The organism is Klebsiella sp. C239 (assembly GCF_048822715.1).
Taxonomy (GTDB): domain Bacteria; phylum Pseudomonadota; class Gammaproteobacteria; order Enterobacterales; family Enterobacteriaceae; genus Klebsiella; species Klebsiella quasipneumoniae.
Genome location: NZ_JBMEZK010000001.1, coordinates 430,707 through 453,029, shown reverse-complemented (window position 1 = coordinate 453,029; position 22,323 = coordinate 430,707). Strand labels below are relative to the sequence as shown.

General features: G+C 54.7%; 16 protein-coding genes and 2 pseudogenes. 7 read left to right on the top strand and 11 right to left on the bottom strand.

The genetic code is table 11. From position 1 onward, the window contains the following. Positions 1 to 23: 23 nt before the first annotated feature. The 4 genes from ACOI6Z_RS02055 to ACOI6Z_RS02040 form a co-directional block, all read right to left on the bottom strand. Positions 24 to 2,189, bottom strand: a complete 2,166-nt coding sequence (locus tag ACOI6Z_RS02055; RefSeq protein WP_080935499.1) for a polysaccharide biosynthesis tyrosine autokinase — start codon at positions 2,187 to 2,189, stop codon at positions 24 to 26. Positions 2,190 to 2,204: 15 nt separating this feature from the next. Next, the gene (locus ACOI6Z_RS02050) at positions 2,205 to 2,639 is read right to left on the bottom strand and encodes a protein-tyrosine-phosphatase (RefSeq protein ID WP_016831488.1); all 435 of its coding nucleotides are present in this window, start codon (positions 2,637 to 2,639) and stop codon (positions 2,205 to 2,207) included. Positions 2,640 to 2,641: 2 nt separating this feature from the next. Next, positions 2,642 to 3,778, bottom strand: a complete 1,137-nt coding sequence (locus ACOI6Z_RS02045) for a polysaccharide export protein (protein WP_004175230.1) — start codon at positions 3,776 to 3,778, stop codon at positions 2,642 to 2,644. Between the two features lie 144 nt (positions 3,779 to 3,922). After that, entirely contained in the window at positions 3,923 to 5,356 is a 1,434-nt protein-coding gene (locus ACOI6Z_RS02040; protein ID WP_080935498.1) for a capsule assembly Wzi family protein, read from the bottom strand. Positions 5,357 to 5,686: 330 nt separating this feature from the next. Here ACOI6Z_RS02040 and ACOI6Z_RS02035 point away from each other — a divergent pair. Then, positions 5,687 to 5,770 (top strand): annotated as a pseudogene (locus ACOI6Z_RS02035) (hypothetical protein); the annotation flags it as partial. A 545-nt stretch (positions 5,771 to 6,315) separates the two neighbouring features. On the opposite strand, the gene ACOI6Z_RS02030 reads toward ACOI6Z_RS02035, so the two are convergent. Together ACOI6Z_RS02030 and galF are read right to left on the bottom strand one after the other, a co-directional pair. Beyond that, complete coding sequence (locus tag ACOI6Z_RS02030; protein WP_284118463.1) at positions 6,316 to 6,945, bottom strand: phosphatase PAP2 family protein; 630 nt, start codon at positions 6,943 to 6,945, stop codon at positions 6,316 to 6,318. Between the two features lie 315 nt (positions 6,946 to 7,260). Beyond that, positions 7,261 to 8,233, bottom strand: a pseudogene (gene galF, locus ACOI6Z_RS02025) (GalU regulator GalF). 758 nt (positions 8,234 to 8,991) lie between these two features. Here galF and ACOI6Z_RS02020 point away from each other — a divergent pair. Next, a complete protein-coding gene (locus ACOI6Z_RS02020) occupies positions 8,992 to 10,575 on the top strand; it encodes a TerC family protein (RefSeq protein ID WP_420686850.1) in 1,584 nt (527 codons plus the stop codon). A 579-nt stretch (positions 10,576 to 11,154) separates the two neighbouring features. On the opposite strand, the gene asmA is transcribed toward ACOI6Z_RS02020, so the two are convergent. From asmA to alkA, 4 genes are all read right to left on the bottom strand, one after another. Then, positions 11,155 to 13,002, bottom strand: a complete 1,848-nt coding sequence (gene asmA, locus ACOI6Z_RS02015; protein WP_420686849.1) for an outer membrane assembly protein AsmA — start codon at positions 13,000 to 13,002, stop codon at positions 11,155 to 11,157. 30 nt (positions 13,003 to 13,032) lie between these two features. Then, positions 13,033 to 13,614 (bottom strand): dCTP deaminase, encoded by a 582-nt coding sequence (gene dcd / locus ACOI6Z_RS02010; RefSeq protein WP_004151145.1) that lies wholly within the window; start codon positions 13,612 to 13,614, stop codon positions 13,033 to 13,035. A gap of 90 nt (positions 13,615 to 13,704) precedes the next feature. Then, on the bottom strand, positions 13,705 to 14,346 hold the full coding sequence (gene udk, locus ACOI6Z_RS02005) for a uridine kinase (protein WP_002912442.1): 642 nt from the start codon (positions 14,344 to 14,346) through the stop codon (positions 13,705 to 13,707). A gap of 114 nt (positions 14,347 to 14,460) precedes the next feature. Beyond that, on the bottom strand, positions 14,461 to 15,309 hold the full coding sequence (gene alkA / locus ACOI6Z_RS02000; RefSeq protein WP_177335788.1) for a DNA-3-methyladenine glycosylase 2: 849 nt from the start codon (positions 15,307 to 15,309) through the stop codon (positions 14,461 to 14,463). A 137-nt stretch (positions 15,310 to 15,446) separates the two neighbouring features. Here alkA and yegD point away from each other — a divergent pair, with 137 nt between their 5' ends. From yegD to ACOI6Z_RS01975, 5 genes are all read left to right on the top strand, one after another. After that, complete coding sequence (yegD, locus tag ACOI6Z_RS01995; protein WP_420686846.1) at positions 15,447 to 16,799, top strand: molecular chaperone; 1,353 nt, start codon at positions 15,447 to 15,449, stop codon at positions 16,797 to 16,799. A 289-nt stretch (positions 16,800 to 17,088) separates the two neighbouring features. Continuing rightward, a complete protein-coding gene (locus tag ACOI6Z_RS01990) occupies positions 17,089 to 18,945 on the top strand; it encodes a sensor histidine kinase (RefSeq protein ID WP_420687025.1) in 1,857 nt (618 codons plus the stop codon). A 14-nt stretch (positions 18,946 to 18,959) separates the two neighbouring features. Then, positions 18,960 to 19,664, top strand: coding sequence for a response regulator transcription factor (locus ACOI6Z_RS01985; RefSeq protein ID WP_048297884.1), 705 nt, complete (start codon positions 18,960 to 18,962; stop codon positions 19,662 to 19,664). Between the two features lie 237 nt (positions 19,665 to 19,901). Then, the gene (locus ACOI6Z_RS01980) at positions 19,902 to 20,042 is read left to right on the top strand and encodes a small membrane protein (protein WP_004146563.1); all 141 of its coding nucleotides are present in this window, start codon (positions 19,902 to 19,904) and stop codon (positions 20,040 to 20,042) included. A 116-nt stretch (positions 20,043 to 20,158) separates the two neighbouring features. Then, positions 20,159 to 20,770 (top strand): helix-turn-helix transcriptional regulator, encoded by a 612-nt coding sequence (locus ACOI6Z_RS01975; RefSeq protein ID WP_023290390.1) that lies wholly within the window; start codon positions 20,159 to 20,161, stop codon positions 20,768 to 20,770. A 274-nt stretch (positions 20,771 to 21,044) separates the two neighbouring features. Here ACOI6Z_RS01975 and ACOI6Z_RS01970 read toward each other — a convergent pair whose 3' ends face one another. Beyond that, on the bottom strand, positions 21,045 to 22,319 hold the full coding sequence (locus ACOI6Z_RS01970) for a dicarboxylate/amino acid:cation symporter (protein ID WP_032453470.1): 1,275 nt from the start codon (positions 22,317 to 22,319) through the stop codon (positions 21,045 to 21,047). Between the last annotated feature and the right edge of the window lie 4 nt (positions 22,320 to 22,323).

Sequence of the window (22,323 nt, the reverse complement as noted above, 5' to 3'; positions counted from 1 at the left end):
TATGACTACACTTATTTCATAGCTTAGTTATTATCTTTATATGAATATCCATAATGACTATAGCCATAGCCATAATAACTACTAGCTTTCTTCACAACGCCGTTCAATATGCAACCTTTTACTTGAATGCCAGTATTTTCAAATCTCTTAATACTTACCTCTATTTCTTTAACTGTATTCAATTCAAAACGGGCAACAAGTAAAGTTGTACCTGCATAGTGTCCAATTACAGCAGGATCTGTTACTGCGAGAATCGGTGGAGTATCCAAAACTACAATGTCATAGTTTTCGCTTGCCCAATTTATTAATTCCGCAAATCTCTTATGCATTAAAAGCTCAGCTGGATTAGGAGGAGCCATGCCACGACTAATATAGTCAAATCCAGCTGAAGATATTTTTTTAATACTTTTCTCTATTGAGATTTTACCCGAAAGTACATCAGACAATCCATTATCATTACTGACATTAAATAATTTGTGCGTATATCCTTTCCTCATATCAGTATCAATAAAGATAACTTTCTTTCCTGTCTGAGCAATAACAGCAGATAAATTTGAACTAACAAAGGTTTTACCTGCATTCGGACTCGCACCTGAGATCATAAGAACGTTATTTCTCGATTCCATCATTGCAAAATGAAGGCTGGTTCTTAATCCTCTGATTGCTTCAATGGCCAAGTCAGCTGGATTATCAACGGCTAAAAATCCTTGATTTATTTTGTTTTCTTTGCGAGACCATTTCTTTGATTGCTCAGTGATTTTAGTATAAGCTTCAGCAACTGGTATGCTTGCATACACGTTACATCCAACTTCTTCTAATTGCTCTGGGCTTTCGATACCTTTACGCAAGAATACACGTAATAAAACTAGCCCGATAGATACTATTCCACCAAATACTATACCAATCAGTACTATTAGTATTTTCTTCGGCTTAACTGGTTTAATTTCTGTTACAGCATTGTCAATTATACGAACGTTGCCAATAGCGCTTGATTTAGAAATACTTAGCTCTTGTTGCCTATTAAGTAATTGCATATATACTGCGCGGCCAGATTCAACATCACGGCTAAGACGTAATATTTCTTGTTGTGTTTCTGGCATATTAGCTACGCGTTTATTTAATTTTGCTTTTTCGTCCTGTAACGTTTTCCTTTTTTCTAGCAATGCTTTATATGTTGGATGCTCTTTAGTATATAATTGCGAAATTTCAGACTCGCGAAATGTTAATTCATTTAATTGATTATCTACATTAACAATCTGATCCAGTACAGATTTTGCTTCAAGAGATAGATCTACAGAATCATTTTGTTGTCGGTATTTATTAAGCTTATCTTCAGCAAGATCCAAATCGCTTCGTACTTGCGGTAATTGTTCATTTAAAAAATCTAAACTTTTCGCATCTTGTGCTGCTTGTCTAGCAATATTCTGAGCTAAATAATTATTACTTATGCTATCAACGATCTTCTCAATTAATACTGGATTATCACCTGTTAATGAAATTCCTAACATACCAGTATCTTTACCTTGATCTGCGACTTCTAATGCTTCTTGTAGATCAGATATCGCTTTAAGCCGACTGACATATTTTATAGAAAAAGTTGTCCCAGGAGTGGCTTCAATTTTATCAACTAATAATGCGATACCATCTTTTTCCAGAAGACTACCAGTTTTTCCTTTTAAAACCAAATCGCCGACATCAAGCTTATAGTTACGTTCATCTAATACGGTTAATTTTATTTCAGGAACCTCATCACCTTCACTATTTTTTATGTAGAGCCTTGAAATAGAGATGTTATTTGGTTTTTCTCCTAACAATCTTGCTAAACCACGACCAAAGACTGGAAAGTAATCTTGTTTTGCTCTTATTTGAAGGTTTAAATCATCAACTGTTTTACCTAAAATCATTCTTGAGCCCAACAGTGTAATTTCTGGTGCTGACTGAGGCTGACTGTTGGGTAGCATCTGACTTAAATTGCTGAGTATAGCATTTGCTTGTTTTTGCTCAACTTGTATAAGTGCATCGGCCTGATAAATTGGCGTTGCGAAAATAGCATAAAGTAAAGCAAGTAAAGTAAAGAGAGACGTTACTGACACTATCAGCTTTCTATGGTCAATAACTTCTCCAAGTAAACGTCCTAAATCAAGCCCTTCATCATCTTTAGATGTAGATTTATTTATAACTGATGACATACGAGTTTTCCTAAATTATGCACCTAATTTTTGAGCCCATAGCCCGCCAGCTTGCTCAATTAGCTTATATACCGATAAAAAGGCTTCATTACTTTTCCTATATGGATCTGGAATGTCTCTTTGATTTAACCAGTGCCCAAAAAGCATTGTTTTACCCCGAGCTTCAGGAGCTATTCGACCGATTTGTTCTATATGATATTTTTCCATGACTAGAATCAAATCATATTGTCGACCTAAAGAAGAAGTGAATTGTTTCGCAACATGACCATCCAAAGAAATACCATGACTACTCGCGACTAAAATAGCACTTTCATCAGCAGCATGATCAACCAAAGCACTTGTCCCTGCTGAATCTATTTTCTTATTTGGCAGAAGCGAACGTAAATATCGCTCACCAATTGGTGAGCGGCATATATTTCCTGTACAAACAACTAGAATAGAATTAAACATAATTATGGCCAAGATTTAATATAACGGGCAGTTTCTGTCATATCATGTACGCCTGTTATCGTCGGCACCAGCTGTGATATGACGCGATTCCAACGAACCAAAGGTGCTGTCGTCACATAAACAATATCATAGGGCTGCAATTGGAATTCGGTGCCAAGCACCATTGCTGAGGCATCCTGTGCATTCAATTGATAAATATTGGCAATTTTTCCTTTCTTATCGCCTTTTAACTGGCGAATCACAAAGACACCAGTTGCATCACTCGTTGCCTGCGCCATTCCCTCTGAGGTACCAAGCGCTTCAGCAAGCGTCATACCGCTTCGATCCATCTTAAGCGTACTCTGCTTTCCTACTTCCCCCATCACAAAAACTTTTAAGTCATCATTTCGCGGGACAAATAGTATATCACCAGGATAAAGCAGATGATTCTGTGTCAAATCACCTTTCTGCATTAACGCATACAAAGAAATCTTTGTATCCTTACCATTGTGAGTCAGAACAACATTTCGCCAGTCTGCATCTGTAGCTAATCCACCAGCAGCATTTATAGCATCCATAACTGTTAGGGGAATGTTAGTTATTGGCTGTTGGCCCGATTTAGTAACTTCACCGGTCACATAGGCTTTTTGAGATCGAAAAGCTGCTATGCTGACATCGACCTGTGGACTTTCGATATAGGTAGTCAATCGACTGGCAATGTCTTGCCGTACTTGACTAAGGGTTTTACCTGCCACCTGCACCTTACCAATATAAGGATAGAAAATAGTGCCATCTGAGTTCACCCAGTTACCGGTGTCGCTGGCACTACGGTACTGCCCTGCAGGCGTTGTCAGCTCCGGGTGATCCCAAACAGTAACCATCAATACATCGCCAACCCCGATGCGATATTCATAACTGCGCAGTAAATTATCCAACTGTGGGTTTGGACGAGCAAGAACGGTTTCTGGACGAAGCTGATCGATAAGCCCTGGTGTCATAGGGTAAACATTAACCAATTTATCCAGATCGTAGTCGCTATCCGGAAGCTCAACCACGTTCTTTCGCAGACTGTTTAATCCCTGACCAGGGATAATGGTACAACCCGATAAAAACCCAATTGCCAACGCTAATGCCGAAAATCTAACAATTTTTTTCTTCATAATGTCACATCATCAGTAAATCAAAATTTGCCAATTCCTGAGCAGCTGTCATCGCCGTTACTTCCCTGCCAGCTTATGGAGAGAGAAAAGCTGACTGCATCCTGCAGCGCTACCACCCCCCTCCCCTGTTTTCAGCATTCAGCCTTATAAACTAAACGGTATCTCTATCCCTGCGCTGGCCCCAACGTCATCGCTGTCGCTGTTATTAGCGTTGGTGTACCAAAGTGAGGTATTCAGCCGAACCGACTGATAAACATCTCCGCTCCAACCGAGCTGTACACCTTTCAAGGTATCAGCATGAGGGAATGCTTTATTGATCGACTGATTCTCTGGGTTAACCTTTGCATATACCAAACGCGTGCTCCAGCGCTGGTTATCCTCCGTAATCAGCTCAACCTTACCGGCGAGGAGCTGACCATCCCCGCCCATTGCATCACCCAGCGGATAGCCCTGCTGATAGTAACCATCTTTATAGATATGATGGTTATAGCTGTAATTGGTTCGGCTCATATTGCTGCGCGTATCATGCGCTTCAATGTACCAGTTTACCGCATCCTTACCCCAACCGTGGTGGCCTTCCACACCGCCCAGATACATATTGGCCGAAGGCAAATAACCTGACTCATCTTCGCCAATCATCTGTCCGTAGAAGCTCACCGGCCAGCCGAGAGTTGGCTCGAGTTTGAACTTAAAGTCAAAGCCGGCCAACTGGTTCCCCGGTTCATTATCTGTCCCGGTATTATCATGGCCAGTGAAGCCATCCCAGAAACTGCTGAAGGATTCCGGTCGGCCTTCCCCCCCCCACTGCATAATACGCGACGCGCCTAATTCTAATGACTGAAACGGCGTGAAGGTAAAGCGTCCGCCAATAATTTTGGCATGAGGCACAGCGGTATATTGATTCATCTGGCTGGCGGAGATCTGGTACTGCCATGGGCCTACCCAGCGCAGCCACCAGGTCTCTGGTGCCGCCTGCTCTGCCCGCTGCATCAGGAAGCCGGTCATCGGCCGCATCGCATCCCCGCGGATCAGGCTCCCTTCATACCCAGGCCCCCACCACTGCGGTATCTGGCCAAAGGAGAGCCACTGGTTCCAGAATTTCACCGCACCATAGGCGCCGTTGGCGTTGAAGCGCGATCCGTTGCTGATCCGCTCTCCCCCTTCGACGTTCCCCTGGAGGTGGACATCCCACCACTCACCGCTGTTGTTAAACGCCAGGCCTAACGAGTTATCTGCCGGCTGTGTCTGACCAAACCCCTGCGGAGTGCCCGGCTGATCGGTTGAGGTATAGCCGGTGACCCGAAAATCTGCTTTTAAAGCAGACAGTCGCTGATTGATACGGGCCAGCACCACTTGCTCAGAAGAATAGGACGGTTTAGCTTTTTTTAGCGCCCGGGCGATCTCTTCCTGGCTCAGCGGCCAGGTCGACAGGCTCAGATGGATGACCCCGCGATCGGAAAGCCAGGCAAGGTCGTTACGCAGATCGTTATCATTTACTACTAACCCGGCCGCGTAAGCCTGGGCTCCCAGTGAGGAAAGCAAGCCCAGCGTCACGGCAATGCGCGCAATTTTTATCATTGTACAAGATCCATTTTCAGCCCCGCTGTCGTATCTCAATGAGAATGAGGGGAATAGCAAGATAGAAAGCGCTCGCGGCACCAGCTGACTTCACTGTGCAACACCGGCGAGGCAAGTACAGTTACCCTAAGCTGCTCGTAACCATTATCACATCCACCCAGCTCACAATGTAGGCGAATTTTACCCCACAGGCTATCAATGAGATGGGAAAGTTGGTGTACAGGCGATATCAGCAGCCGCTCCTGACCCCTTTATGAGGAAATCTGATGAGCATGATAGATATCTTATGGTGTAAATCACCCAGAGTGCATCGATTTTTCTAGCCGTTCAGAGGAGGTATTTTGTGCAGCAGCAGGTGGTTTCAGCGACGCTACCGCCCCTGGCTTAACAGCTACCAGCGCACTGACTACCTGAACGGCGTATTTAATCGGCCTGTGGGTGATAAATTGGTCAGGCCTTTATTTTTTGCGGCGTTAAGTCTACGGGATTTCGGTCACAATTGGGAGTCTCGCTGCCGAATATCTGCCAATTAATCCCATCCGCTGTTTTATTGGCGAAAAATAAGCGGCTTGCCAATAAAGATTATTTATTGCTCTTAACAACTAAACATCTGCCTGACGAAGCTATGCCGGCTCAGACACAGATAACTCTCTGTAAAAAAAGACCTTTTTCATCACGCTTACGTCATTTCAAAATCAGATGATGACTCTACAGTCAACTACAATTTCTAATAGTTTCTCGATGCAGGATTATTCATCCAACGTGGAACAGGTGCTTTCTGAACGCATTTAAGAAACGTCTGACCACGGCTATATCCTGGCAAATTGACAATAACAATGTAGTAGCACTGCATTATTTCATAAATATGAATTATCAATTGACTGGCATATAGTAGATTATTTTCTTATTTGTCCAATTAACCGGCGAAAACTTAATTCCCCCTGTAAAACAAATGGCAATTACCAGGCCTGCTTGTGCAGTTCGGTACGCGTAAAGGGTTTGTCCAGCGGACCAATTGTAGTAGCGATCTGCCCCAGCAGGGACTGAGTCGGGGCTTTATTGCCGCTATGCAACAGGATAAGCGGGACCATCACCAGGCACGCGACGCCGCCCCAGGAAATACTCACGCTTTCCGAATGGGTGGTACGTTTTTGCAGCAGCAGGAACAAAGCGCTGCCGGCAGCACCCAGCAGCAGGCCAGCGATCACTTCCGAGACGGAATGCGCATGGATGACCAGCCGTGAATACCCCACCACTGCGGCTAAAACATAGCCGGTGGCGACGGCTACTCTTTGCACACCCGCCGAAAAACGAGCGCTGAGCAGCCATAAGAAGATAGGCCAGAAGGCTGCGGAGAGCGCTGAGTGGCCGCTGAAGCCGGTGTAATCCAGCTCGCGAATACCCAGTCCCCAGCCCATAAAGGCCAGTTTGGAGGCGCAGACGATGGCGCCGGTGATGCCGAACAGCAAACTCCACTGCCACGCCAGCAACCGCGACGTTTTACGCAGCATCAGGACAATAAACAGCGCCGCTGCGCTGGGCAGCAAAACGGTGCTATCGCCAAAAAATGAGATGAGTTGCCAGTTCATATACCTGTGATCCTTCGATGATGTCCACTGCCGTGCTCAGGGATTATCCATAATGTCTGTACCAGCTCGCATGCCAATTCATTTCACATTTTTATGCATGCAAGTGAGATGTTTAAAGCGGAAACATGATCGCAGTCAAGTTTTATTTTTGGCTGACGTTGACCGCTTTCCCTGCACTTTAGGAATTGTCGCACTAAGTGACTATTCATAAAGCATTATTGCCGCTACTCCGACCATTGCACCACAGAGGCCAGAGACAAACTACCAGAAGTCTCCGAAGCCATACGTTTCTTTACAATCGTTATAACATTCACGTTATGAATAAATTCTGCATAACGTGATGAGCGGCAGGACGGATGTTCAGAGCCTGCCGCCGGTCTCAGGCTGGCGTTCAGGCCAGCAGTTTTTTAATGCTTTCGCGGAATTTGGTGCCTTCTTTCAGGTTACGCATTCCGTAGGTGACGAAGGCCTGCATATAGCCCATTTTCTTACCGCAGTCATAGCTTTCGCCAGTCATCAACATCGCGTCGACGGACTGCTTCTTCGCCAGCTCGGCAATGGCGTCGGTCAGCTGGATGCGCCCCCAGGCGCCCGGCTCGGTGCGCTCCAGTTCGGCCCAGATATCTGCCGACAGCACGTAGCGGCCCACCGCCATCAGGTCGGAGTCCAGTGTCTGCGGTTCGTCCGGTTTTTCAATAAACTCGACGATACGTGCGACCTGCCCTTCCGCCACCATCGGCTCTTTGGTCTGGATCACGGAGTATTCGGAGAGATCCCCCGGCATGCGTTTCGCCAGCACCTGGCTGCGGCCGGTCTCGTTAAAGCGGGCGACCATGGCGGCGAGGTTATAGCGCAGCGGGTCCGCAGTACCGCCATCGAGAATGATATCCGGCAGCACCACAACAAACGGGTTATCCCCGACGACCGGGCGGGCGCAGAGAATGGAGTGGCCCAGACCCAGCGGCTGCGCCTGGCGCACGTTCATGATGGTTACGCCCGGCGGACAAATGGCCTGGACTTCCGCCAACAGCTGGCGCTTCACGCGTTGCTCAAGCAGGGCTTCCAGCTCGTAGGAGGTATCAAAGTGGTTTTCCACCGCGTTCTTCGAGGAGTGCGTCACCAGAACAATCTCTTTGATCCCGGCGGCGACGATTTCGTCAACAATGTACTGAATCATTGGCTTATCAACGATCGGCAGCATCTCCTTTGGAATTGCCTTAGTGGCCGGCAGCATATGCATGCCTAGTCCTGCGACCGGAATAACCGCTTTCAAATTCGCCATATTCATCTTCACCTGTTTGGTTGCAAAACACGCGGTTTTGCAAAATTGTACATGTCACAAATCCATTGAAACTGATAATACACGGATACTGCCCGGGCATCTGCCCGCCAAATTCTTAAATTCACTGTCACGTAAAAGAATACACATAACTCCCTTTTACCAACAGTTAGAAGTGAGAATAATCTTATCCTCGATCAGGTTATTCAGCGGTGTGTTTCTCTGCGCCGTGCAAAGTGGCCGCGAACCCCGTCCCCCGGGCGCGGCAAGGCGCCAGCGCTGCCGCGCCGCACTTATGCCCGCAAAGAATAGGTATAGATAATAAATTTATCCAGGCAATATATTTCAGAACTTACCGCTGGACAGTTCGCTATACAAGACATAATCGGCGGAATAAAACCCGGAGCCGCCCTATACTGCGCCCCCTTTATGAGCTGAATTATGCCGAATTTGCGAGGAATTTCGCTCTTCCCCCATGGCGTGGGCATCACCTCTCGCTGCGACGAGCGGTGGCACAGCGCCGCTTTTGCGCCCTGGCGGAAGCGCAGCGGCAGACGTTCTGATATTGGCCCGCTTATTCCAGGGCAACCGCCATGGTGTTATTTTTTCACTGTTCTTTACCGGAACATAATTCTTATCGGTTCGCTTAATCTGCTGGAAATATATCCACCCATGGCAGGGCGCTATCCGAGTCGTTATTGCATTTTATACCCATCTTATCCATGATCGGGGTAACACATACCGCAGTCGTACAGGTTTTAATACATATGGAATGGATTGCCGATCCGTCAATCTGGGCAGGTCTCGTCACGCTGGTCGTTATCGAACTGGTGTTAGGTATCGATAACCTGGTCTTTATCGCTATCCTCGCTGAGAAGCTCCCGCCCGCCCAGCGCGACCGCGCGCGGATCACTGGCCTGATGCTGGCGATGGTGATGCGTCTCCTGCTGCTGGCCTCTATCTCCTGGCTCGTCACCCTGACCAAACCGCTGATTGTTTTTCACGACTTCAGCTTCAGCGCCCGCGATTTAATTATGCTGTTCGGCGGCTTGTTCCTGCTGTTTAAAGCAACCGTCGAGCTTAATGAGCGGCTGGAGGGAAAAGACAGCGATAATCCCACCCAGCGCAGAGGGGCCAAATTCTGGGCCGTGGTGGCGCAGATCGTGGTGCTCGACGCCATCTTCTCGCTCGACTCGGTGATCACCGCGGTCGGGATGGTCGACCACCTGGCGGTGATGATGGCCGCCGTGATCATCGCTATCAGCCTGATGCTGATGGCCAGCAAGGCGCTGACGCGCTTCGTTAACAGCCACCCGACCATCGTGATCCTCTGTCTGAGCTTCCTGCTGATGATCGGCTTCAGCCTGATTGCTGAAGGCTTCAGCTTTATTATTCCGAAAGGCTATTTATATGCGGCAATTGGCTTCTCGGTGATGATTGAAGCCCTTAACCAGCTGGCGCTGTTTAACCGCCGTCGCTTTCTCTCCGCCAATATGACGCTGCGTCAGCGCACTACCGAGGCGGTAATGAATCTTTTGAGCGGGCAGAAAGAAAAAGCTGAACTGGATGCTGACACGGCGTCGCTGGTCGCCGATCAGGACCATCATCCGTTGTTTAATCCGCAGGAACGGCTGATGATTGAGCGGGTGCTGAACCTGAATCAGCGCAGCGTCAGCAGTATTATGACCTCCCGCCATGATATCGAGCGCATCGACCTCAGCGCGCCGGAGGAAGAGATCCGCAGCCTGGTGGAAAAAAATCAGCACACCCGCCTGGTGGTCACCGGCGGAAAGGATAATGAAGACCTGCTGGGGGTGGTGCATGTTATCGACCTGCTCCAGCAGTCCCTGCGCCAGGAGCCGCTGGATCTGCAGGCGCTGGTGCGCCAGCCGCTGGTCTTTCCGGAGGGGTTACCGCTCCTCTCCGCTCTTGAGCAGTTTCGTCAGGCCCGCACCCATTTTGCCTTTGTGGTGGATGAGTTTGGCTCCGTCGAGGGGATTGTGACCCTGAGCGACGTGATGGAGACCATTGCCGGTAATCTGCCCAACGAGGTGGAGGAGATCGACGCCCGGCACGATATTCAGCACCATCCGGACGGTTCGTGGACGGTTAACGGCCATATGCCGCTGGAAGATCTGGTGCAGTATGTTACGCTGCCGCTGGATGATAAACGTGAGTACCACACTGTTGCCGGTCTGCTGATGGAGTATCTGCAGCATGTGCCGCAGGTGGGAGAAACCCTTGAGATTGACGGTTATACCCTGCGCACGCTGCAGGTCGACAGCCACCGGGTGCAGAAGGTGCAGATCGTTCCGCCGGCAAAGCAGGATGAGCTGGATTATGAGGTGTAATCGTCAGGCATAAAACGGCCCGGGGTATCCCGGGCGGTGGGACGGCTAATCAAACCCATGCCTGATGGCGCTTCGCTTATCAGGCCTACTGGATAGCGACACAAACCGGGAGATTACCCCCGCCGCACAACCCAGGCCGGGTCAGGCGTAGCCGCCGCCCGGCACCCACGTGACATCACACCTGGACGACACGCTCACATCACAGGGAATTGATGCTCTACCGCCGCCACACTGCCTGATGGCGCTTCGCTTATCAGGCCTACGGGATGGCGACGCAAACCGGGGGATTCCCCCTGCCGCACAACCCAGCCTAGGTCAGGCGTAGCCGCGACCCGGCATCAACGTGACATCACACCTGGACGACACGCTCACGTCACAGGGAATTGATGCTCTACAGCCGCCATACTGCCTGATGGCGCTTCGCTTATCAGGCCTACGGGATAGCGACACAAACCGGGAGATTACCCCCGCCGCACAACCCAGGCGGGGTCAGGCGTAGCCGCCGCCCGGCATCCACGTGACATCACACCTGGACGACATGCTCACAGCCCGGTAGTCCCGGGCTGCTGGTCTGGACGATTACAGCTTATCGAGCAGCTTTTTGGCGTCTTTGCTCTCTTTGCTGCCTTTATTACGTTCGACCCAGTCGTTGAGGCGCTGCTTCGCTTCATCCTGCAGCTGTTTACGCAGGATCTGGTCCACCTGCAGGCTGTAGCTCAGCGACTGCCAGTCGCCGTAGATGCGCAGCGGGATGGCGGTCTGCTTCAGGCGGTCGATAAGCTTGCCCTCACCTTTCCAGCCGCCGAGCACGCGCACGTTAAAGCGCATATCGCAGTTTTCTTTCTGCAGATCGAGCTGTCCTTCGCCGGTCATCGCCATCACGTCCGACTGCCCCTGCACGCGGTTCAGCGTCACCAGCCCGTTATCCAGCGTCAGCTGGCTGCTCACGGCATCCAACCGGGTGGCGTTGTCGTAATTTTCCTGCGCCCGGACGTTGGTGCTGCGCTCCACGGCCTGCTGCACCAGCTGCTGGAAGTTAAGCCCTTCGGTACGGGTATCCGTCATCTGGATCTGCGCCTGGCCCTGCCAGCGACGGCGGAAATCATCCGCGTCAATGCGCGCTCCGGAAAACTCGCCGGTCAGCGACAGCTTGCCGGTCAGGCTTAAGGAATAGTTGAAGGCTTTGATCAGCGAACCGATCTCCACGTTCTGCAGCGCCGGCTGGAACGTCGCCTGCGGCGTGTCGCCGCGGGCATCAAGGGTGCCGGGGAGGGAAAGCTGGCCGCCGTCGAGGTTGCCCTGCATTTTGCTGACCGTAAGCAGCCCCTGCTTATTGCTGATCTCGCTCTGCACCTCGGTGAAGTTCAGGCCGCGCCACTGCAGCTGGTCGGCGCTCAGGGCCATCCGGCCGGTAAAGCCGCGCAGGCTCTGGTAATCTTCGCGCTCATCGCTGTCGGCGATCACCGGACGCAGCGGGCGCGTCTGGCTCTGGCCCTGCTGGCTGGCGCTGCTGTCGGTCGCCGGCGAAGAGGACGCCAGCAGACTGTCGAGATTCAGGGTGGTGGCGTGCAGATCCAATGACCAGTCCGGGCGCTCTCCCAGCACCACGCTGCCGTTGCCGGTGAGGGTGCTGCCGCTGGCCATCAGGTTCAGATTATCAAAGCGCAGGGTCTTGCTATCTTCCTGCCAGCTGGCCTGCAGACTCCCCTGACCATTGATGCCGTCGGGGGGCAGCTCGGCGCCGCGCAGCTGCCAGCTGAGCTGGCTAAAGTCGGCTTTTAACGAATGCGGATAGTCGCCGCCCTGCACGGTGGCGGAGAAGTTCAGCGCCAGGTCGCGCTGGTCGCGGTTGACGCGGCCGGAGAAATCGACGGTGGCCCGGTGGTTCTCATCCTGCTCCATCTGCAGGCGGATATCGCGCACGGTCACCTGCTCGCCGTTTTCATGCTGGAAGAAGAGCACGCTGTCGGCCACCTGCAGCTGTCGCACGTCGTAGGACCATCCGCGGTCCTCCGGGGCCAGCGGCAGAGTATTGTCATGCGGCACCACTGGCGCCGCGCTGTCGCGAACCGCCTCGGTTTTCGGGGTCAGCTGGATCACCGCCCCCTTGAGCATCACCTGCTTCACCTGCAGCTGGTGCGAAAGCAGCGGCAGCAGCGCCACGTCGAGGCGCATGTTGTCGGCGCGGATCACCGGCTCTTCAGCGCCTCTGGCGGTCAGCGTCATGCGCCCGCTGAGAATGCTGAGCTGCGGCCAGACGTGCCAGCGCAGCGGGCCATCGAGTTCAAGCTGATAACCGCTGCGCTCTGCCACCTCATGCACCATATAGGCGCGAAAATCGTTGGGATTGACCAGCAATACCAACGAGGTAAGCCCGGCGACAATGACCGCCAGCAGGATCATCAGCGTTGTCAGTATTCGTCTCATGGCACCCTCAGCAACACCCCGTTGACGTTATCAATCCTTGTCGATTCGGCTCGCCACCGCGCCCTGCTGGTCGCGATATTTGGCGTCTTCACGGCGGTTATACGGTCGGGCCGCCGGGCCCGATAGCGGTTCAAAGCTCAGCGCGCCGATGGGCATCCCCGGGCGCAGCGCCAGCGGCAGCTTGCCGGAGTTGTAGAATTCCAGCACGATGCAGCCGGACCAGCCCGGGTCGATGCGGTGCGCGGTCACGTGCACCATCAGCCCCAGGCGCGCCAGCGAGGAGCGCCCGTCAAGCCAGCCCACCAGGTCGGCAGGCAGGGTGACCGACTCATAGGTCACCGCCAGCGCCAGTTCGCCCGGATGCAGGAAAAAGGCCTCCCCTTCCGGCAGAACGATCTCTTCGCTCATCACGCGGTCCAGCGCGGCGCTCACCTCGGCCTTCGGGCCGCTTAAATCGATAAACGGCGCCGTGTGGCCGCGGAAGGTGCGGAATTTATTACCCAGCCGTACATCAACCGTCGCGCCATTAATACGCTCAACGGGCGGGCGCGGATTGATGGCCAGTCGCCCTTCATCCAACCAGGCTTCGATATCTCGGTCACACAGACGCATGGGCTTTCTCCTTATAAGGCTGCTTCCCGCACGCTTCGCGGCGGAGAGGGCAACAGGGCTACTCTTTGCACGTTACACAATTCGGCCAGGTTATTCAAAGAACTGACTGATTTTGGCCTTCAGAATATCAATCGCGATGCGGTTTTTGCCGCCACGCGGCACGATGATGTCGGCATACTGCTTCGACGGCTCAATAAACTGCAGGAACATCGGGCGCACGGTCTTCTGATACTGGGCCATCACCGAGTCCATGGAGCGGCCGCGCTCGTTAACGTCGCGCTTAATGCGGCGCATCAGGCAAATATCGAGCGGGGTGTCGACGAAAATAGAGAAGTTGAGCTCGTTACGCAGGCGCGCATCGGTCAGCAGCAGGATACCTTCAAGAATAATCACCTTCTTCGGCTCGACGTGAATGGTGTTCGGCGTGCGGGTATGCTCGACGTAGCTGTAGACCGGCAGTTCAATCGGCTGGCCGCTTTTCAGCATCTGCAGGTGCTGGAACAACAGACTGTGGTCCATTGAGCTCGGGTGGTCATAGTTAGTTTTGACGCGCTCTTCCATCGACAGATGACTTTGATCTTTGTAATAGCTGTCTTCCGGAATGACGCCAATATGTTCGTCGCCAACTTGTTCACGCAATTCGCGATAGAGAGTACTGGCAATAAGACTTTTGCCAGAAGCCGATGCGCCGGCGATGCCTACAATGACGCACTGATGGGACATATCAGTCATAAATTTTTGCGACCTGATTAACCTGGATAGAGATGGAGGGTGGCGGCGGACCGCCAAACGCGGCAATTATAGGGATTTCAGCGTCCCGATACCAGTGGTATGCGCCCCGGACGGCTATTCCGCCGCCGGCGCCCAGTCATCGGTATACCAGATATGCAACAGCGCATAAGATCGCATCGGCTGCCAGCGGCGAGCATAGCGGGCGATGGCGGCCGGGGTCATTCCCGGAAAGCGCTGTTTAATCAGGTAGTCATCCGGCAAAAAGATATCCTTCGCCTGCCAGCCGCGCAGGGCAAAATAACTGGCCGTCCAGCGGCCAATCCCGGGCAAAGTCTGCAATTGACGCAGCCCGGCGTCGATATCCGCCGGCGCGGTAAGGGGCAGCTCGCCGCTGAGCGCCGCCCGGGCAAGGTGGATCAGCGCCTCCGCGCGGCGAAGCGGCATCCCCAGCCCCTTCAGCGCCTGCGGATCGGCCCGGGAAAGCGCCTCCGGCGTCGGGAATAGAACATAGCCGGGGGCGTCCGCCAGCGGTTCGCCCCAGCCGGCCGCCACTTTGGCGGTGAGCCGGGCGGCCATCGCCACGCTCACCAGCTGGCCGAGCACCGCACGCACCGCCTGTTCGAAAGCGTCCAGCGCCCCGGGCAGGCGCAGCCCCGGCCGCGCCTGCGCCAGATCGCCCAGCGTGCGAGCGACCTGCTGCGGGTCGCAGGCCAGATCAAACAGCTGGCCAATTCGCGCATAGCAGATCTCCGCCACCGGCTGCAGCCCCGGGGAGAGCGTCACCCGCAGGCCCTGCGCCTCCTCGTCCGGCGCCAGATGAATCAGCCCGCCGTGGCCTGCTACGCGAAAGCTGCGGCTGTAGCCTCCGTCATGAAAACGCTCGACGCCGGCGACTGCGCGCGCCTGCAGAAAACCAACCATCCACCCCCAGTCGTAGGGCGGGGTCCAGGGTAACAGCACCATAAGCTCTCCTTTATATAGCGTTTCAATGATAGTCGCCCCTCACCGTCAGCGCCTTGCTTTTAAATTCCGGTTGTCGGCATGACGGCGATCCGCTAAAGTCGCCCCCCTTCTTCACCGGCATGGGGATTTTGCAGACGATGTTTATTGGTTTTGACTACGGCACCGCCAACTGTTCGGTGGCCGTGATGCGGGAAAACAAGCCCCAGCTGTTGACGCTGGAAAACGGCAGCGCGCTGCTGCCCTCCATGCTTTGCGCGCCGACGCGCGAAGCGGTCAGCGAGTGGCTCTATCGCCATCACGAGGTGCCGACCCACAGCGACGAAAACCAGGCGCTACTGCGCCGGGCCATCGCCGCCAACCGCGACGAAGACATTGAGGTGCTGCGCAACAGCGTGCAGTTCGGCCTCGCCTCCCTGCATCAGTATGTTGAAGATCCGGAAGAGGTCTACTTCGTCAAATCGCCAAAGTCCTTCCTCGGCGCCAGCGGCCTCAAGCCGCAGCAGGTGGCCCTGTTTGAAGACCTGGTCTGCGCCATGATGTTGCACATCAAGCTGCAGGCGGAAAGCCAGCTGCCCGAGCAGATCGACCAGGCGGTGATAGGCCGGCCGATCAACTTCCAGGGCCTCGGCGGCGACGAAGCCAACGCCCAGGCGCAGGGGATCCTTGAGCGGGCCGCCCTTCGCGCCGGTTTCCGCGATGTGGTCTTCCAGTTTGAGCCGGTGGCCGCCGGGCTGGATTTCGAAGCCACCCTCAGTGAAGAGAAGCGGGTGCTGGTCGTCGATATCGGCGGCGGGACCACCGACTGCTCCCTGCTGCTGATGGGCCCGCAGTGGCGGGAGCGCGCCGACCGCCAGCAGAGCCTGCTCGGCCACAGCGGCTGCCGCATCGGCGGTAACGACCTCGATATTGCCCTGGCCTTCAAATGCCTGATGCCCCTGCTCGGCATGGGCGGCGAAACGGAAAAAGGCACCGCGCTGCCGATCCTTCCGTGGTGGAACGCGGTGGCGATCAACGACGTCCCGGCGCAGAGCGACTTCTACAGCACCGCCAACGGCCGTCAGCTTAACGACCTGCTGCGCAGCGCCCGGGATGCCGATAAAGTGGCCCTGCTGCTGAAGGTCTGGCGTCAGCGCCTGAGCTATCGTCTGGTGCGCAGCGCCGAAGAGAGCAAAATCGCCCTCTCCAGCGCGGACAGCGTCGAGACCGCGCTGCCGTTTATTCAGGACGAGCTGGCCACCGCCATCGCCCGGCAGGGGCTGGAAGCGGCGCTGGATCAGCCGCTGAGCCGCATTATGGAACAGGTGCAGCTTGCCCTCGACAGCAGCCAGACCACCCCGGACGTGATCTATCTGACCGGCGGTAGCGCCCGCTCACCGCTGATCAAAAAGGCGCTGGCGGCCAAGCTCCCGGGTATTCCGCTGGCCGGTGGCGATGATTTTGGCTCAGTAACCGCCGGGCTGGCCCGCTGGGCGCAGGTGGTTTTCCGCTAGCCCTTGCCCGGCGCTGCCGCGCAGCAGGTCTGTCCTGATCGCGGCGCTGCAGATTACGCTGGAATATTCCTGGTCTCCCACGCAAAATGGCCTGTTCGTCCGGACAGGCCTGTCCACTTTCCTCCGCTTCCGGGGGCGTATTATCCATACCGTAGCCAGTCGTCTGCGGTCAGTAATCTTTCCATGCCGCAAGGGGGCGTGATTGAAAAGGGTGTCTGCGATCTTCGCAGCGGTCCGGCGTTGCCGGCCGCGGTTCCTGGCAGGCTGGCTGGTCAGCTGCGGATTGCTCTTGCTGCTGATCGCCCCGCAGGCGCAGTCGGCGCCCCGACAACTGGGGACGGATATCCCCGTCGAATGGTACGCGGACGACAGCGGCCAGATGACCATCGATCGCTTTGCCGACCTGCCCGTGGACCAGCTCGCCACCACCCGGCAAATCCCCTCCTTCGGCTATTCACGCAAAACCCTGTGGCTGCGTAGCGAGCTGCCGGGTGAATGGTTTGCCGGCGAGTCGCGCTGGCTGCAGATTGGCCCCTCTTTCGTCGACCACCTGACTCTCTATTACCGGCCACTGGGCGGCGACGCGCCGTGGACCGCGCGGACCTTTGGCGACCGTGACATCGCCCGGGAGAGCGATCTCCACTATCGGGAAAGCGTGCTGATCCTCCCTCCGCCGCCCACCGCCGCCGGCTATGAGATGGTCTTTCGCCTGCAGAGCACCAGCACCCTGATCCTGCTGGCCTCCCTCTCATCTCCGCAGGCCTATCTGCAGCGGGCCACCGCCGACACCGCCTTCTGGAGCTTCTATTTTGGCCTGGCGGCGGTCGCCAGCGGCGTGGCGCTGTGGCTGGCCCTGGCCCTGCGCCGGCGTCTGCTGTGGGGCATCTGCTTCTTCTCGCTCAATTATCCGCTGGTGGCCGCCCTGCACGGCTTCCCGGAGTGGTTCTTCGGCCGCGCCGCGCTGCCCTTCCAGGACTTTATGATCAGCAGCCTCTCCCTGTTCAGCTATGCCACCGCCCTGTGGCTGCACAGCGAGATATTTGATTTGAAGAAAAATATGCTGCGGCTTTACCGGCTGCTGATCGCCGCCGTGGCGCTCAACCTGCTGCTGCAGGTCAGCATTCCGCTGGGGTTTTACGGCCTCGCCATGCAGATTGAAGGGGTGATCTTTATCATTATCACTCCGGTGCTGCTGTTCACCTCCTGGTGGCTGTGGCGCAAAAAAGCTATCGACCGCAACACCCTCCTGCTGGGGCTCCTGCCGCCGTTCTATGTCGCCGCCGCGGTGCTGGTGCAGCTGTCGATCCACGGTATTATCCCGTTTCATATGGCGATCTATTCCCTCTGGCAGTATGCGCTGATCGTCCACATCATTACGGTGCTGATCATTGCCATCCTGCGGGTGCGGGCTGAAAACCGCCAGCTGGAGCAGAAGCAGCGCCTGGCGCGCGAGCTGCAGATCGAGCGCGAGGCCAGCTTCCACCAGCGGCAGTTTATGGGCATGGTGGCGCATGAATTCCGCACCCCGCTGGCGGTGATCCAGGCCGCGCTGGAGAATCTCCGCCTCTCGGCGGCGTCGGCCAGCCAGGAGGCGCGCTTCGATCGCATCGGCCGCGCCGCCACCCGTCTGGTGCAGCTCACCGATAACTGCCTCGCCGACGCCCGCCTCGCTTCCCACGATCTGCACGTCGACCGCCAGCAGACCGCCCTGCTGACGGTGATCACTATGGCGGCCTCGGTAGTGGCTATCTCCCACGACCATTACCTGAACATTCGCCATCACGGCGCGGTGGAAAGCCCGCAGCTACAGGCCGACGCCGGCCTGCTGTGCATCGCCATCGCCAACCTGCTGGATAACGCGGTCAAGTATTCGCCGCCGGGCGAAATCACCATCGATATTCACGCCGATGCCGGGCAAACAGAGCTGCGCATTCGCGACTACGGTCCTGGGCTCCCCGCCGGACAGGCGGAACTGATCTTTGAGCGCTATCGCCGCGGGGAACATACGTCGCCGGTGCCGGGCGGCACCGGTCTCGGACTGTATGTTGCGCGTCAGATCGTGCAGGCTCATGATGGCAAACTGTGGCTGGCCGAGCATGGCCCGGACGGCTGCACCTTTATTCTCACCCTCCCCACGGTTGCTTAAGAGGAGAACGACGCATGGCTTTACGGCTGGCGATAATTGAAGATAACCCCGATCTGCTGGATGAACTGCTGGCCTGGTTGGGCTATCGCGGCTTCGAGGTATGGGGGACGCGGAGCGCTGAGGCCTTCTGGCGGCAACTGCACAGCCATCCGGTGGACATCGTGCTGATTGATATCGGTCTGCCCGGCGAGGATGGCTTCAGCGTGCTGAGCTACCTGCACGAGCTAGGGCACTACGGTCTGGTGGTGGTCAGCGCCCGCGGCCAGCAGCAGGATAAACTGCAGGCGCTGAGCCTCGGGGCGGATGCTTACCTGATCAAGCCGGTTAACTTCGCCCATCTCGCGGAGACCCTGACCGCCCTCGGCGCCCGCCTGCAACAGGATCGCCCGGCGGCCTCCCCGTCGCCGGAGACGGCCAGCGCCGTCTCTCCCCCCGCTACCGGGCTGTGGCGTCTGCACGAAGATAAACTGATCTCACCCGACGCCCGGACGCTGGAGTTAACCCAGCAGGAATATCGCCTGGTGGAGCTCTTAATGCGCAATCGCAACGAAGTGTGCAGCAAGCTGGATCTCCATGCCTGCCTGTTCGCCCATGAAAGCGAGCCTGACCTGCACCGCATCGACGTGGTGGTTAGCCGCCTGCGCCACAAGGCTCGCCAGCAGGGGATCCACCTGCCCGTACGCGCCATCTTTGGTAAGGGGCTGGCCTTTATCTCCTGATGGACGGGGTATGTCGGCGGCCATGCTGGATATGAATGACTCGCAAGTGTTAATTTTTCTCATTTTCTGAGAGAAATGAGAGGAATGAGACTGACGATGACCTTAAGAACTTTCTTATAGTGCTACTACATAAGGATGATGTCGTATGATTTTCATTGGACAGAAAAGCATATAACAAAACGTATTAGCCGTTCGCGGCAAATTCTGACACCATGCAACACAAACAAGGTATAAACAATGGCCATGCAAACGTGGTTAGTTTTATTGCTATGCATTTTTTTCTTCAGCATCTCTGTATACAGTTTTATTTCCTATCTGAAAGACAGGAGACGGCAGAAATTTACCTTCAACGATAAGCGTTCAATGCGTCGTAAATAATTCACTGTAGAATAATAAAAACATATTGTAGGCACTTTAATACAGTCAACACACCGCATACGCCCGGAGGATGTGTCACAGCATGGCGTTATGTTTTTGCGTAAGGAAATAACGCCATGAGAAACATTAATGTCACCATCAATACCCGTAACACCTTTGTCCGTGAATCGCTGGTCGCCATGGTCAATGACCTCACCCGGGGCGATCAGCGGGCGCGCTTTTCCTGGCGGAATAATGACCTGTCAGGGGAAGACATCATCATTTGCGAAGTGATCCCCGGCGAAATCTACCTGTGCAATACGCTGATTAAAAACAGGAAAAAAGGCAGTTCGCTGATTATCCTCCACAGCTACGACCAGCTGCCGGAAGAGGATTTCATGATTAACTGCCTGAAAGGGGTCATTTTTGTCTCGCTCAAGACGGCCAGTATTCCGCAACTGCTGACGATTATTAAAAGCGAGCTCCAGCATTGTATGGCGCCTTCGGCCACCGACGACGCAGGCCGGGAGCTCAGCTGCGCCAGCTGCCCGCATCGCGTGCTGTCGCGCTCCCAGACCGCCGTGGTGCACGGTATTCTCGAAGGTCTCGATATGAGTAAAATCGCCGCCCTGCAGCGCGTCAGCCCCCGCACCGCCGCTTATCATAAGAATAAGATAATGGAAAAATACAGCCTGAATAATAACCACGACTTTTTCCAGTTTATGAATCTGTTACGTGAGCGCTGGTAGGCAAATAGCGTGCAGAAGAAAATAAGATTTTCACCTGGCTATATTGTCGGAAATCTGAAAATAGCCGCTGAATGCTAAAAAAGCGCCAGCGCTGCCAGACATAACGTTAAACTCTGACGCTTCCTCGGTATAAAGACGTTACCGCGCGCCTTTATATAAGAAAAAAGACTATTTACGAGGAAAACTGATACTTCGTCACATTGCCCCTGACGTGCCTGTCAGGGGTCTTTTTTTCCATGTGGAATGGCGCCCTCTGCGCGAGGGCGCGGCAGGATCAGGCTTCCACTTTTTCCGCTTCCCAGTCCGGCTGCGCTTCCTCGTCGGTGAGCAGACCTTCGTTTTTCGACAGCATGGCGGTGGCGATGCCGTTGCCCAGCACGTTGATGGCGGAGCGCCCCATATCGAGGAAGTGGTCGATGCCCATCAGCAGCAGGATCCCGGCAACCGGAATATGGAAGCTGGGAATGGTGGCCGCCAGCACCACCAGCGCCGAGCGCGGCACCCCGGCGATGCCTTTTGAGGCCAGCATCAGGGTCAGCATCATGACCGTCATCTCGCTGAAGCTCAGCGACACGTTATAGGCCTGAGCGATAAACATCGCGGCGAAAGAGCAGTAAACCATCGAGCCGACGAGGTTGAATGAGTAGCCAATCGGCAGGACGAACGAGACGATATTGCGCGAACAGCCAAACTTCACCAGCCGCTCGAGGGTCTTCGGATAGGCCGCTTCCGAGCTGCTGGTAGTAAAGGCCACCAGCACCGGATCTTTCAGCATGTTCAGCAGACGGAAGACCTCTTTCTTGAGCACCATATAGCCGACGGCAATCAGCACCGCGCTGGTCAGCAGCACCGCCAGGTAATAACCGCCAATGAACGACGCGTAGTTGAGCAAAATTCCCAGCCCCTGCGAGGCAATCACCGACGAGATGGCGGCGAAGATGGCCAGCGGCGCAACGTACATCACATAGCCCGTCACCTTCAGCATAATGTGCGACACCACGTTAAGGGCCGCCACCAGCGGCGCATTAAACTTCTCCCCCAGCGACGCGCCGGCGATGCCAAAGAACATCGAGAACACCACAATCTGCAGGATCTCGTTGTTGGCCATCGCCTCGGTGATGCTGGTAGGAATGGTATGCGACAGGAACCCTTTCAGGGTCATGCCGCTGACCGCCAGGCCGGTATCCACCGCCTCTTTCGGCACCGTCAGGTTTAGCCCGGCGCCCGGGTGCTGGAAGGTGACGATCACCAGCCCGACGAGAATGGACAATACCGAAGAGGTGATAAACCACACCATCGCCTTACCGCCCACCCGGCCAATGGTCGCCGTCTCGCCGAGGCGCATAATACCGACCGTCAGGGTGCTGAACACCAACGGCGCGATGACCATTTTGATTAAGCGCAGAAACAGATCGGTCAGCAGCGTGATGTTGTCTGCCCATGCGGAGATGGTGGTCGGCGTCGCGTAGGCATGGATAGCCGCGCCGGAGAGGATCCCCATCAGCATAAAAATGACGATGAAGAGCGTGAGTTTGTTTGCGTTTGCCACAGCA